Origin of the sequence: Streptomyces sparsogenes, from assembly GCF_001704635.1 — a bacterium.
Classification (GTDB): domain Bacteria; phylum Actinomycetota; class Actinomycetes; order Streptomycetales; family Streptomycetaceae; genus Streptomyces; species Streptomyces sparsogenes.
This window is the reverse complement of sequence record NZ_MAXF01000127.1, coordinates 1-12,764: the sequence shown is the minus strand read 5'-3', so window position 1 is coordinate 12,764 and position 12,764 is coordinate 1. Positions and strand designations below refer to the sequence as shown.

Here is a 12,764-nt window from a genome sequence, read left to right as displayed (position 1 = left end):
GCGCCCCGCCGACGGCGTTCCATCACGCGGTGCGATCCGAACATTCGAGCCCCAGGGCGGACGCCGCGGCGCCGCCGACACCGGAGTCCGCCACCGCCGACCGGGCGGCCAGGCGGGCCGTCACCGTCTTCCCCGTCCTGGTCCTGGCCGCGGGCGCGGCGGGCCTCGCCGTACCCGGCACCTTCAGCGGCTGGGCGCCCAACGTGCCCTACCTGCTTGGCGTGATCATGTTCTGCATGGGGTTGACGATGACCCCGCAGGACTTCTCCGGCGTCCTCAAGCGGCCGTGGGCGGTCGCGCTCGGCCTGGTGGCGCACTACGTCATCATGCCGGGGCTCGGCTGGCTCATCGCCCATGCCCTCGGCCTGTCCCCGCAGTTGGCGGCCGGTGTGATCCTCGTCGGCTGCGCCCCGAGCGGTACGGCCTCCAATGTGGTGACCTATCTGGCGCGCGGCGACGTGGCGCTGTCCGTCTCGGTGGCGACCGTCTCCACGGTGCTCGCCCCGGTGGTCACCCCGCCGCTGACGCTGCTGCTGGCCGGGGAGTACCTGCCGGTGGACGCCGAGTCGATGGTCACCGACATTCTCAAGACCGTGCTGCTGCCGGTCGTCGGGGGCCTGGCCGTACGGCTGCTGGCGGGGCGTTACATCAAGCGGGTGCTGGGGGCGCTCCCCTGGCTGTCGGCCGCCACGATCGCCGTGATCGTGGCCGTGGTGGTGGCGGCGAGCGCGGACGCCATCAAGTCGGCGGCCGCGCTGGTGCTGCTGGCCGTCGTGCTGCACAACGGCCTCGGGCTCGCGCTCGGTTACGCGGCGGGCCGGGCCGCCCGCCTCGGCGAGCCCGCCGGGCGGGCCATGGCCTTCGAGGTCGGCATGCAGAACTCGGGTCTCGCGGCGTCCCTGGCGTCCGCGCACTTCAGCCCGCTGGCGGCGCTCCCTGCCGCCGTGTTCTCCGTCTGGCACAACATCTCGGGCGCGCTGGTCGCCGCCTGGATGTCCCACCGCTCGCGCCGGAAGCCGGGCTGAGCGGGGAAGCCGCACGCGGTAACAGAGAGACGCGGACGTGTGAGAGCCGACGGCGTCCCGCCGTCGGCTCCCGCATGTCCGCCAGGCTCCCGCGGGCCTAACCCTCCTTCTGCGCCAGCCGCAGCAGGTGGTCGGCGAGCGCCTGGCCACCGGTCGACTCGCGGCTGATCAACAGCACCGTGTCGTCGCCCGCGATGCTGCCGAGGATCGCGTGGAGCTCCGCCGAGTCGATGGCCGAGGCCAGGAACTGGGCGGCGCCGGGCGGAGTGCGCAGCACCACGAGGTTGGCGGAGGCCTCCGCCGAGATCAGCAGCTCACCCGCCAGCCGCGCCATCCGGGCCTCGCTGGCCGACTCGCCGAGCGGGGCGCGGGGGGTGCGGTCGCCGCCCTCCGCGGGCACCGCGTAGATCAGCTCTCCCCCGGTGTTGCGGATCTTCACCGCGCCGAGTTCGTCCAGGTCGCGGGAGAGCGTCGCCTGGGTGACGGACAGGCCGTCGTCGGCGAGGAGCTTCGCGAGCTGGCTCTGGGAACGGACCGGCTGCCGGTTCAGGATGTCCACGATCCGGCGGTGCCGGGCGGTGCGGGTCTGCGGCACGGCCGGGCCACCGCTGTGGGGGGTGCCGTTGCCCTGCGCCTCGGTGTGCTGCGCCTCGGTCATCGTCTCGTCAGTCTCCGGATCCGTCAGTGTCCGTGTCCCCCCTGGGCGGCGTCCAGGGCGGCGTCCAGGGCGGCGGGGAACGCCCCGAGGAACGCGTCCACCCCCTCGTCGCCGAGGACGAGCGGCGGGGCGAGCCGGACCACGTCCGGCGCGACCGCGTTGACCAGGAGTCCCGCGTCCTGAGCCGCCTGCTGCACCTGGGGCGCGAGGGGCTCGGTCAGCACGATACCCAGCAGCAGGCCGGAGCCGCGGACATGGCCGATCAACGCGTGGCCGAGCGATTGGATCCCGTCACGCAGCCGCTCCCCGGTCGCCTTGACCCGGTCGAGGACACCGTCGGCGGCGAGGGTGTCGAGCACCGCCACCGCGGCGGCGCACGCCACCGGGTTTCCGCCGAAGGTCGAACCGTGCTGACCTGGGGTCAGCAGCTCGGCGGCGGGGCCGAAGGCCACGGTCGCGCCGATGGGCAGGCCGCCGCCGAGCCCCTTGGCGAGGGTGATCACATCGGGCTCGACACCCTGCGCCTGGCACTCGAACCAGTGTCCGGTGCGGCCGATTCCCGTCTGGATCTCGTCGACGACCAGCAGGGTGCCGGTGGCCCGGGTGATCTCGCGGGCCGCCGCCAGATAGCCCGCCGGGGGCACCACGACGCCGTTCTCGCCCTGGATCGGCTCCACGATGAACAGCGCGGTGTCCGTGGTGACGGCCGCGCGCAGCGCCTCCACGTCCCCGTACGGGACATGGGTGACCTCGCCGGGCAGCGGCAGGAACGGCTCCTGCTTGGCGGGCTGGCCGGTCAGCGCCAGGGCGCCCATGGTGCGCCCGTGGAAGCCACCGGTGGTGGCCACCATGTGGGTGCGGCCGGTGCGCCGCCCGATCTTGAACGCGGCCTCGACGGCCTCGGCGCCGGAGTTGGAGAAGTACACCCGCCCGGGGCGGTCGAAGAGCCGCAGCAGCCGCTCGGCCAGCGCCACCGGGGGCTCGGCGATGAACAGGTTCGAGACGTGGCCGAGGGTGGCGATCTGGTCGGACACGGCCCGGACGACGGCGGGGTGGGCGTGGCCGAGGGCGTTGACGGCGATGCCGCCGACGAAGTCCAGGTACTCCTTGCCGTCCGCGTCCCAGACCGTGGCGCCCTCGCCGTGGGTGAGCGGCACGCGGGGGGTGCCGTAGTTGTCCATGAGCGCGCCCTGCCAGCGCCGGGTCAGCTCCTCGTTGCTCACCGGTCCGCCCCCTCGTCCTCGTTGTTCTCGTTGACCGCGTCCGGCAGGACCATCGTGCCGATGCCCTCGTCGGTGAAGATCTCCAGCAGGATGGAGTGCTGGACCCTCCCGTCGATGACGCGCGCGGTGTTGACGCCGTTGCGCACGGCGTACAGGCACCCCTCCATCTTGGGCACCATGCCGCTGGCCAGCTCCGGCAGCAGCTTCTCCAGCTCCCTCGCGGTGAGCTTGCTGATCACCTCGTCGCTGTTGGGCCAGTCCGCGTACAGGCCCTCCACGTCGGTGAGCACCATCATCGTCTCGGCGCCGAGCGCGGCGGCGAGCGCCGCGGCGGCGGTGTCGGCGTTCACGTTGTAGACGTGTCCGTCGTCGGCGCTGCGGGCGATGGAGGACACGACCGGGATGCGGCCGTCGTCCAGCAGGGCCTGGACCGCGCCGGTGTCGATCTCGGTGATCTGCCCGACCCGGCCGATGTCCACCTGCTCGCCGTCGATCTCGGCGAAGTGCTTGGTGGCGGACATCAGGTGGGCGTCCTCGCCGGTCATGCCGACGGCCAGCGGCCCGTGGCGGTTGAGCAGCCCCACCAGCTCGCGCTGGACCTGTCCGGCCAGCACCATCCGCACGACGTCCATGGCCTCGTCGGTGGTGACCCTCAGCCCCGCCTTGAACTCGCTGACCAGGCCGTGCCGGTCGAGCTGCGCGCTGATCTGCGGGCCGCCGCCGTGCACCACGACGGGGCGCAGGCCCGCGTGGCGCAGGAAGACGACGTCCTGGGCGAAGGCGGCCTTCAGCTCCTCGTCCACCATGGCGTTGCCGCCGAACTTGATCACGACGGTCTTGCCGTGGTGGCGGGTCAGCCAGGGCAGCGCCTCGATGAGGATGCGCGCCTTGGGCAGGGCGGTGTGTTTACGGGCGGTCGGCTGGCTCATGACGAGTAGGCGCTGTTCTCGTGGACGTAGTCGGCGGTCAGGTCATTGGTCCAGATGACGGCGGATTCGCCGCCGGCGGCCAGGTCGGCGGTGATGCGGACCTCCCGGTAGCGCATGTCGACCAGCTCCCGGTCCTCGCCGACGGAGCCGTTCTTGCACACCCACACGCCGTTGATGGCGACGTTGAGCTGGTCCGGGTCGAAGGCGGCGGAGGTGGTGCCGATCGCGGAGAGCACCCGGCCCCAGTTGGGGTCCTCGCCGTGGATGGCGCACTTGAGGAGGTTGTTGCGGGCGATCGAGCGGCCCACCTCGACGGCGTCGTCCTCGGTGGCCGCGCCCACCACCTCGATGCGGATGTCCTTCGAGGCGCCCTCCGCGTCGCCGATCAGCTGGCGGGCCAGGTCGGCGCAGACCTCGCGGACCGCCTCGGCGAACTCCTCGGCGGGCGGTGTCACGCCGGACGCGCCGGAGGCCAGCAGCAGCACGGTGTCATTGGTCGACATGCAGCCGTCGGAGTCGATCCGGTCGAAGGTGGTGCGGGTGGCGGCGCGCAGCGCGGTGTCGAGGTCCTGGCCCTCGACGTCGGCGTCGGTGGTGAGCACGACGAGCATGGTGGCGAGGCCGGGGGCCAGCATGCCCGCGCCCTTGGCCATGCCGCCGACCACCCAGCCGCCCGCGCCCTGGGCCACGGCGGTCTTGTGCACGGTGTCCGTGGTCTTGATGGCGATGGCGGCCTTGTCGCCGCCGTGCGGGGTCAGCTCGGCCGCCGCCTTCTCCACCCCCGGGAGCAGCCTGTCCATCGGCAGCCGGACGCCGATGAGCCCGGTGGAGGCGACGGCGACCTCGCCGGCGCTGTGCCCGAGGACCTCCGCGGCCTTCTCGGCCGTGGCGTGGGTGTCCTGGAAGCCGAGCGGACCGGTGCAGGCGTTGGCGCCGCCGGAGTTGAGGACGACCGCGCTGACCGTGCCGCCCTTGAGGACCTGCTCGGACCACAGGACGGGGGCGGCCTTGACGCGGTTGGAGGTGAAGACCCCGGCGGCGGCCAGCCGCGGTCCGTTGTTGACGACGAGGGCGAGGTCGGGGTTGCCGTTCTCCTTGATGCCCGCCGCGACGCCGGAGGCGGTGAAGCCCTTGGCTGCCGTAACGCTCACTGTGTCTCCTTGATAGCCCCGCCATGGGGAAACTTCATCTGGTGTGCCGCGCGTACGGCGCTCACGGCGCGATCCCGGTGGTGGGCAGCCCCAGCCCCTCCGGGAGGCCGAGCGCGACGTTCATGCTCTGGACCGCGCCGCCGGCGGTGCCCTTGGTGAGGTTGTCGATGGCGCTGATGGCGATGACGCGGCCCGCCGCCGGGTCGTGGGCGACCTGGATCAGCGCCGCGTTCGATCCGTACACGGCGGCGGTGGACGGCCACTGCCCCTCGGGGAGCAGGTGGACGAACGGCTCGTCCTGGAGCGCCTTCTCGTACGCGGCGCGGACGGCCTCGGCGGTCACTCCGGGACGGGCCTTGGCGCTGCAGGTGGCGAGGATGCCGCGGGGCATGGGGGCGAGGGTGGGGGTGAAGGAGACGGAGACCGGCTCCCCCGCCACCGCCGACAGGTTCTGGATCATCTCGGGGGTGTGCCGGTGGCCGCCGCCGACGCCGTACGGGCTCATGGCGCCCATCACCTCGCTGCCCAGCAGATGCGGCTTGGGCGCCTTGCCCGCGCCGGAGGTGCCGGAGGCGGCGACGATGACGGCCTCGGGTTCGACGAGCCCCGCCGCGTACGCCGGGAACAGCGCGAGCGAGACGGCGGTCGGGTAGCAGCCGGGGACCGCGACGCGCTTGGACCCCTCCAGCGCGGCGCGGGCCCCGGGCAGCTCGGGGAGGCCGTAGGGCCAGGTGCCGGCGTGCGGGGAGCCGTAGAACCGCTCCCACTCGCCCGCGTCCTCGAGCCGGAAGTCGGCGCCGCAGTCGATGATCAGGACCTCGTCCCCGAGCTGCTCGGCGACGGCGGCGGACTGGCCGTGGGGCAGCGCGAGGAACACCACGTCGTGCCCGGCCAGGGCCTCGGGGCCGGTGGGCTCGAGCACCCGGTCGGCCAGCGGCAGGAGGTGGGGCTGCAGCGCGCCGAGGCGCCCGCCCGCGTTGGAGTTGCCGGTCAGGGCGCCGATCTCCGCCCGCGGGTGGGCGAGCAGCAGGCGCAGCACCTCGCCGCCCGCGTATCCGCTCGCTCCGGCCACCGCCACACGTACCGCCATCGACTGCCTCCCTCTCGATGGCATGACTATACGGTCGATGGAAGCTTTATGCAATGTCGGGACGAGGGACGACCTTCCCGGGACGCACAGCCACGCGAGGTCACATGAGGGGACATACGCGGGAGCCACCGCGCAGTGACGCGTCTTACGCCCACAGAGGGCGGCAGGCCCTTTCGTGAGGGGGTCGAGGACGAGATATCTTGATGTCGAGCAATGTTGCAGACGTGGAGCGGAGCACCCGGTGACTGACTCGACCATCATCTACACGCACACCGACGAGGCCCCGGCCCTGGCGACGTATTCGTTCTTGCCGGTGGTCCAGGCGTACGCGTCGACGGCCGGTGTCAGCGTGGAGACCCGTGACATCTCGCTGGCCGGGCGCATCATCGCCGTCTTCCCCGAGTACCTGGAGGAGGGCCTGCGGATCCCCGACGCCCTCGCCGAGCTCGGTGAGCTGGCCAAGACCCCCGAGGCCAACATCATCAAGCTGCCGAACATCTCGGCCTCGATCCCGCAGCTCAAGGCCGCGATCGCCGAGCTGAAGGAGCAGGGCTACACACTGCCGGACTACCCGGACGACCCCAAGACCGACGAGGAGCGCGAGATCCGCGCCCGCTACGACAAGATCAAGGGCTCCGCGGTCAACCCGGTGCTGCGCGAGGGCAACTCCGACCGCCGCGCCCCCGCCTCGGTCAAGAACTACGCCAAGACCCACCCGCACCGCATGGGCGCCTGGACCTCCGAGTCCAAGACGAACGTCGCCACCATGGGCGTCGACGACTTCCGCTCCACCGAGAAGTCCGCGGTCATCGCCGAGGCCGGCTCGCTGCGCATCGAGCTGGCGGGCGACGACGGCTCCACCACCGTGTTGCGTGAGTCCGTGCCCGTGCAGGCCGGCGAGGTCGTGGACGCGTCGGTGATGCGGGTGGCCGCGCTGCGCGAGTTCCTCACCGCTCAGGTGGCCCGCGCCAAGGCCGAGGACGTGCTGTTCTCGCTGCACCTGAAGGCCACGATGATGAAGGTCTCCGACCCGATCGTCTTCGGCCACGCCGTGCGGGCCTTCTTCCCGAAGACCTTCGCCGAGTACGGCGAGGTGTTCGCCGCGGCCGGCCTGACCCCCAACGACGGGCTCGGCGGCATCCTCAAGGGTGTCGAGTCGCTGCCGGAGGGCGCGAAGATCAAGGAGTCCTTCGAGGCCGAGCTGGCCGAGGGCCCCCGGCTGGCCATGGTCGACTCCGACCGCGGCATCACCAACCTGCACGTCCCCTCCGACGTCATCGTGGACGCCTCCATGCCGGCCATGATCCGCACCTCCGGCCACATGTGGGGCCCCGACGGCCAGGAGCACGACACCCTCGCCGTCCTGCCCGACAGCAGCTACGCCGGCATCTACCAGGCCGTCATCGACGACTGCCGGGCCAACGGCGCCTTCGACCCCGCCACCATGGGCTCGGTCCCGAACGTCGGCCTGATGGCGCAGAAGGCCGAGGAGTACGGCAGCCACGACAAGACCTTCGAGATCCCCACCACGGGCACCGTCCGCGTCCTCGACGAGGCCGGCAACGTGGTCCTGGAGCAGGTCGTCGGCGCCGGTGACATCTTCCGCATGTGCCAGACCAAGGACCTGCCGATCCGCGACTGGGTCAAGCTCGCCGTCACCCGCGCCCGCGCCACCGGCGACCCGGCCGTCTTCTGGCTCGACGAGAACCGCGCCCACGACGCCCAGCTGATCGAGAAGGTCAAGGCGTACCTGCCCGAGCACGACACCGAGGGCCTGCGGATCGAGATCCTGGCCCCGGTCGACGCGATCAAGTTCTCCCTGGAGCGGATCCGCCGCGGCGAGAACACCATCTCGGTCACCGGCAACGTGCTGCGCGACTACCTGACCGACCTGTTCCCGATCCTGGAGCTGGGCACCAGCGCCAAGATGCTCTCGGTCGTCCCGCTGATGGCGGGCGGCGGCCTCTTCGAGACCGGCGCCGGCGGCTCCGCGCCGAAGCACGTCCAGCAGCTGGTCAAGGAGAACTACCTGCGCTGGGACTCGCTCGGCGAGTTCTTCGCGCTTGTGCCGGCCTTCGAGCAGTACGCCGCGACCACCGGCAACGCGCGGGCCCAGGTGCTCGCCGACACCCTCGACCGGGCCACCGCCACCTTCCTCAACGAGGACAAGTCGCCCAGCCGCCGGCTCGGTGGCATCGACAACCGCGGCAGCCACTTCTACCTGGCGCTGTACTGGGCGCAGGAGCTGGCCAAGCAGACCGACGACGCGGACCTGGCCAAGGCCTTCGGCCCGCTCGCGGAGAAGCTCGCCGCACAGGAGCAGACGATCGTCGACGAGCTGATCGCGGTCCAGGGCGAGCCGGCCGACATCGGCGGCTACTACCAGCCCGACCCGGCCAAGGCCGCCGCCGTGATGCGTCCGTCGGCGACCTTCAACGAGGCCCTCGCCACCCTCGGCTGACCCGGGCGGCGCCCGCCCGCGCCGCCCCCACGCAGCCCCCGCGGCTCCTTCCGCCCCGGCTGGACACCCGTCCGGCCGGGGCGGTTTCTTTTCGCACTCCTGACGAATCCCCCGATCGGCGCGCCACCGTGCCAATAGCCGGTCCCCACAGAACCACGGCGCCGGGCTGCTGGGATCACAACATCCGTTCGGGCTGACTCCCCCTGACAGAGTGGCCGACAAGTCGATCTCCTCCCGCGCCATACCACGCGGGAGTTGTGCGTCAACTACACGGGGGTTGTTGTCGATGAGCGCTGACACCGATCAGGTGGTGGTGACCGGTCTCGGGGCCACCACGCCACTCGGCGGGGACATGGCCTCGACCTGGGCCGGGCTGCTGGCCGGGCGGTCCGGGATCGGCAGGATCGAGGAGGAGTGGGCGGCCGGGTCGCCGGTGGGGATCGCGGGCACGCTGGCCGTCGAGCCGACCGAGGTCCTGGACCGGGTGCAGGCCCGGCGCATGGACCGCTGCCAGCAGATCGCGCTCGTCGCCGCCCGTGAGGCATGGGCCGACGCGGGCGCCCCCGACGTCGATCCGGAACGGCTGGCCGTGGTCATCGGCACGGGCACCGGTGGCACCCTGACCATGATCCGCCAGAACGACGTCCTCGAATCCTCCGGGATGCGGCGGATGTCCCCGCTCTCCGTCCCCATGCTGATGGCGAACGGCCCCGCCGCCCTGGTCAGCATCGACCTCGGGGCGCGCGGCGGCGCCCACACCCCGGTCAGCGCCTGCGCGTCGGGCGCCGAGGCGATCGCGCTGGGCCTGGACCTGATTCGGCTCGGCCGGGCCGACGTGGTCGTGGCGGGCGGCACCGAGGCCTGCGTCAACCCCCTGGTGCTGGCCGGATTCGCCCAGGCCAAGGCCCACTCCACGCGCAATGACGAGCCCGAGCGGGCGTCCCGGCCCTTCGACGTCGACCGCGACGGCTTCGTCATCGGCGAGGGGGCCGGGGTGGTCGTCCTGGAGCGCGCGGAGTTCGCCGCCGCCCGGTCCGCCCGCGCCCACGCGTTACTCGCCGGGGCCGCGGTGACCTCGGACGCGCACCACATCACCGCCGCGCACAAGGACGGCCAGGTCCGCGCCATGCGGCAGGCCCTGGCCACCGCGGGGCTGACCCCGCTGGCCATCGAGCACATCCACGCCCACGCCACCTCCACGCCCCTGGGCGATCTGGTCGAGACCGAGTCGATCACCGAGGCCATCGGCGTCCACCCGGCCGTGACCGCGACCAAGTCCATGACCGGCCACCTCTTCGGGGCCGCGGGGGCGGTCGGCGCGCTCGCCGCGATCCTCGCGGTGCGCGACGGGGTGATCCCCGGCACCCAGAACGTCGACGCCCTCGACCCGCGGGTGAAACTCGACGTCGTCACCGGGCGACCCCGACGGGGCGCGCTGACCGCGGCGCTCGCCAACTCCTTCGGCTTCGGCGGCCACAACGCCTCGCTGGTGTTCACCCCGGCGCCCTGATCTCGTAGCGGCGGGGCGTCTTCGCTGCCCGTGCGCTACGGGCCACTCACCGCCCCGGGCCCTGGGTAGGGTCGGGCCCATGACCCCGGACCACTCCAACACCTGGGCGGCACAAGCGATCCGGCGCCTCCACGCGGAGGGCCTCGCGTACGGCCCGACGCCCCTTCGTCCGCTTCCGCTGCCCGCGCTCGAGGGCATCGAGGTCTATCTGAAGGACGAGTCCGCGCACCCCACCGGCAGCCTGAAACACCGCCTGGTGCGGGCCATGTTCTGCCAGGCGGTCGCGACCGGCCGGATCACGGCCGACACCACGGTGGTCGCCGCCACCGGCGGCGCGGTCGCCGTCGCGGGGGCTCGCTTCGCGCGCCTGCTGGGCCTGTCGTTCATCGCCGTCGTACCGGCCAGGACCCCCGCCGACACCCTGGCCCGCGTCGAGCGGGAGGGCGGTCGGTGGCAGCCGGCCGAGGGGCCGCCGGCCGGGGTGCAGCAGGAGGCCCGGGCCCTGGCCGAGCGGCTCGGCGGACACTTCCTGGACCACTTCACCGACGCCGAGCGGGCCCTGGCCGGATGCGGCGAGCCGACGGTCGCCGACGAGATCTTCGAGCAGTTGCGCGAGGAGCCGCACCCGGTGCCGGCGTGGATCGTCACCGGCGCCGGGACCGGCGCCACCTCCGCCTCGATCGGGCGCCATCTGCGCCACCACGGCCATCCGACCCGGCTGGCCGTGGTGGACCCGGAGAACTCCGCCTACTTCCCCGCCTGGGCGAGCGGCTGCCCCGACTACGCCACCGGCATGCCCTCCAGGATCCCCGGCATCGGCCGCCCCCGCACCGAGCCCGGCTTCCTGCCGACCGTGATCGACCTGGTCATCCCGGTGCCGGACGCCGCGTCCATCGCGGCCCTGCGCTGGCTCCACGACACCGCCCGCGTCCCCGCCGGCCCGGCGGCCGGCACCGGCCTGTGGGGCGTGTGCCACCTCGTGGCCCGGATGCGCGAGGCGGGGGCGCGGGGCAGCGTGGTCACCCTCGTCGGCGACCACGCCGATCCCTACCGGAACACCCATCTCGACCCGGAGTGGGTCCGCGCGCGGGGGCTGGACCCCGCGCCGTACGCGGGCGCCGTCGAGCGGTTCGCCGACACGGGGGAATGGCCGGCGGCCGGTTCCGGGCCGGCCACGGGCGGGTCGTGGAGCGGGGCGTAGAGCGGGTCGTAAGGCGGAGGGAGACGGCGGGCGGGCCGCCGTACGCCGTGTCAGCGCGACCCGGCGAGGTGCCGGGCGCGGTGCAGTCCGGCGGTGACGTCGGCGAGGGTCGCGCAGGGGCCCTGCTCAGGGACGGCTGGGGGAGGGCGGCCGGCGCCACGGTGGGGAGCGGCAGGTCGGCGGGCGGGCGGCGGGTGGCGACGGCGTCGGCCAGGTCCGACAGGCCGGCCCGGAGGCGGTCCGCGAGGGCCGCGTCGGGGGGCGGGGCGCCGTGGTCCAGCCGGACGCCGCACGCCGTGGCGGCGTCCACGATCTCCTCGAGCGCCGCGACGACCGGGGCCCATGCCGCCAGGTCGCGGCCGAACGGCGGGTGTTCGGCGCTCGCCACCTCCACGGCGCGGCGGGCGTCGGCCAGCGCGCGGTAGGCCTCGCGGCGCAGCCGCAGCCGTACCGCGTAGGGCGCGTCGGCGGCCAGCACCCGGCCCAGGTGGTCTCGGGTGGCGCGGACCGCGAGCGACAGCCGGACGGACACCTGGGCGCGCGGGCCGCCGAGGCCCGGCAGCGCGCCGGCCGCCAGCACCACCGCGCAGGCCAGCAGCGTGTCCACCAGCCGCGCCGACTCCGCGCCGCGGTCGCCGCCGAGGTACACCAGGGACAGCAGCAGGGGCGTGAGGACCGCCGTCTGGAGCGCGAAGTGGCGTACGGACACCGGGATCAGCGCGGAGCACACGGCGGCCACGGCCACCGGCCACACCTCGTCCGCGCCCGGGAGCGCGCCGAGCAGCGCGGCCGACGCGCCGAAGACGGCCACGCCCACGGCGGTGCCGAAGGCCCGGGAGACGGCCCGCGACACCAGGGGGCCCATGTCGGGCTTGACCAGGAAGGCGGCGGTGGCGGGCAGCCAGTACCAGTGGTCGCCCGGCAGCGACCGGGCCAGCACGGTGGCGACGCCCACGCACAGCGCGACCCGCGCCGCGTACTCCCGGCCCGCCGGGCCGAGCACCCGGCGCAGGCGCTGCCGGGGTCCGGGTCCCACCGCGCCGACCGCCGGGGCGGGTTCGCCGTCGAAGACGCGGGCGGCGAGCAGCACGGCGCGGTGTGCGGCGAGGCCGCCGGCGGTGTGCGGCGCGGGCGCGGGGAGGGGGCCGGGCGGGCGGCCGGTGCGTACCGCGCGGGCCAGCAGGGCGGGGGTCCGGGTGACCCGGGTGGGCAGGGGCTCGCCCTCCCACAGCAGGGTCACCGCCGTCTCGCTCAGCGCCCCGGCCACCGCCAGCAGGTCGCGCAGCCGGCGCTGCCCGGCGTCGGGGCGGTACAGCGGGATCCGGTGGGCGTAGAGCGCTTCGTAGGCGGCGTCGTACGCGGCGGTGAGCCGGCGCCGGGCCGCCTGGCCGCGCTCGGTGCCGACCGCCGCCATCAGCTCGGCGAGCGCGTCATAGACGGCGGCCACGGCCTCCCGCTCGTCGGGCGGGCCCGCCTGAGCGCCTTCCCGGCTGCCCCGGCGAGTGAAGGGGCGCGC

9 protein-coding genes and 1 pseudogene are annotated in these 12,764 nt (G+C 73.7%); 4 read left to right on the top strand and 6 right to left on the bottom strand.

Annotation, left to right across the window (positions count from 1 at the left end; genetic code table 11):
- Positions 1–29: 29 nt before the first annotated feature.
- Positions 30–1,025, top strand: a complete 996-nt coding sequence (locus tag BBH68_RS26365; RefSeq protein WP_065966048.1) for a bile acid:sodium symporter family protein — start codon at positions 30–32, stop codon at positions 1,023–1,025.
- Between the two features lie 97 nt (positions 1,026–1,122).
- Here the strand turns inward: BBH68_RS26365 and BBH68_RS26360 are convergent, their stop codons facing one another.
- The 5 genes from BBH68_RS26360 to argC all read right to left on the bottom strand — a co-directional run bounded on the left by BBH68_RS26360 (position 1,123) and on the right by argC (position 6,076).
- Positions 1,123–1,683, bottom strand: coding sequence for an arginine repressor (locus BBH68_RS26360; RefSeq protein ID WP_065966022.1), 561 nt, complete (start codon positions 1,681–1,683; stop codon positions 1,123–1,125).
- Between the two features lie 23 nt (positions 1,684–1,706).
- Positions 1,707–2,906, bottom strand: a complete 1,200-nt coding sequence (locus BBH68_RS26355; protein WP_065966020.1) for an acetylornithine transaminase — start codon at positions 2,904–2,906, stop codon at positions 1,707–1,709.
- Positions 2,903–3,835: an acetylglutamate kinase gene (gene argB, locus BBH68_RS26350; RefSeq protein ID WP_065966019.1), complete on the bottom strand. Its 933-nt coding sequence runs from the start codon at positions 3,833–3,835 to the stop codon at positions 2,903–2,905. The genes BBH68_RS26355 and argB overlap by 4 nt, the downstream gene beginning before the upstream one ends.
- Positions 3,832–4,986, bottom strand: a complete 1,155-nt coding sequence (argJ, locus tag BBH68_RS26345) for a bifunctional glutamate N-acetyltransferase/amino-acid acetyltransferase ArgJ (protein ID WP_065966017.1) — start codon at positions 4,984–4,986, stop codon at positions 3,832–3,834. Before argJ ends, argB begins: the two co-directional genes overlap by 4 nt.
- 61 nt (positions 4,987–5,047) lie before the next feature.
- Positions 5,048–6,076, bottom strand: coding sequence for an N-acetyl-gamma-glutamyl-phosphate reductase (gene argC / locus BBH68_RS26340; RefSeq protein WP_065966015.1), 1,029 nt, complete (start codon positions 6,074–6,076; stop codon positions 5,048–5,050).
- A gap of 241 nt (positions 6,077–6,317) precedes the next feature.
- Here argC and BBH68_RS26335 point away from each other — a divergent pair, with 241 nt between their 5' ends.
- The 3 genes from BBH68_RS26335 to BBH68_RS26325 all read left to right on the top strand — a co-directional run bounded on the left by BBH68_RS26335 (position 6,318) and on the right by BBH68_RS26325 (position 11,248).
- Positions 6,318–8,537: an NADP-dependent isocitrate dehydrogenase gene (locus BBH68_RS26335; RefSeq protein ID WP_065966013.1), complete on the top strand. Its 2,220-nt coding sequence runs from the start codon at positions 6,318–6,320 to the stop codon at positions 8,535–8,537.
- A 286-nt stretch (positions 8,538–8,823) separates the two neighbouring features.
- Entirely contained in the window at positions 8,824–10,047 is a 1,224-nt protein-coding gene (locus BBH68_RS26330; protein ID WP_065966008.1) for a beta-ketoacyl-[acyl-carrier-protein] synthase family protein, read from the top strand.
- Positions 10,048–10,126: 79 nt separating this feature from the next.
- Complete coding sequence (locus tag BBH68_RS26325) at positions 10,127–11,248, top strand: pyridoxal-phosphate dependent enzyme (RefSeq protein ID WP_065966002.1); 1,122 nt, start codon at positions 10,127–10,129, stop codon at positions 11,246–11,248.
- A 631-nt stretch (positions 11,249–11,879) separates the two neighbouring features.
- On the opposite strand, the pseudogene BBH68_RS43390 reads toward BBH68_RS26325, so the two are convergent.
- Positions 11,880–12,662 (bottom strand): annotated as a pseudogene (locus BBH68_RS43390) (FUSC family protein); the annotation flags it as partial.
- Positions 12,663–12,764: the final 102 nt, after the last annotated feature.

Excerpts from the sequence above, each read along its gene's own strand:
- BBH68_RS26325 (WP_065966002.1), top strand. The coding sequence starts at position 10,127 with ATGACCCCGGACCACTCCAACACCTGGGCGGCACAAGCGATCCGGCGC.
- BBH68_RS26330 (WP_065966008.1), top strand. The coding sequence starts at position 8,824 with ATGAGCGCTGACACCGATCAGGTGGTGGTGACCGGTCTCGGGGCCACC.
- BBH68_RS26360 (WP_065966022.1), bottom strand. The coding sequence starts at position 1,683 with ATGACCGAGGCGCAGCACACCGAGGCGCAGGGCAACGGCACCCCCCAC.
- argC (WP_065966015.1), bottom strand. The coding sequence starts at position 6,076 with ATGGCGGTACGTGTGGCGGTGGCCGGAGCGAGCGGATACGCGGGCGGC.
- argB (WP_065966019.1), bottom strand. The coding sequence starts at position 3,835 with ATGAGCCAGCCGACCGCCCGTAAACACACCGCCCTGCCCAAGGCGCGC.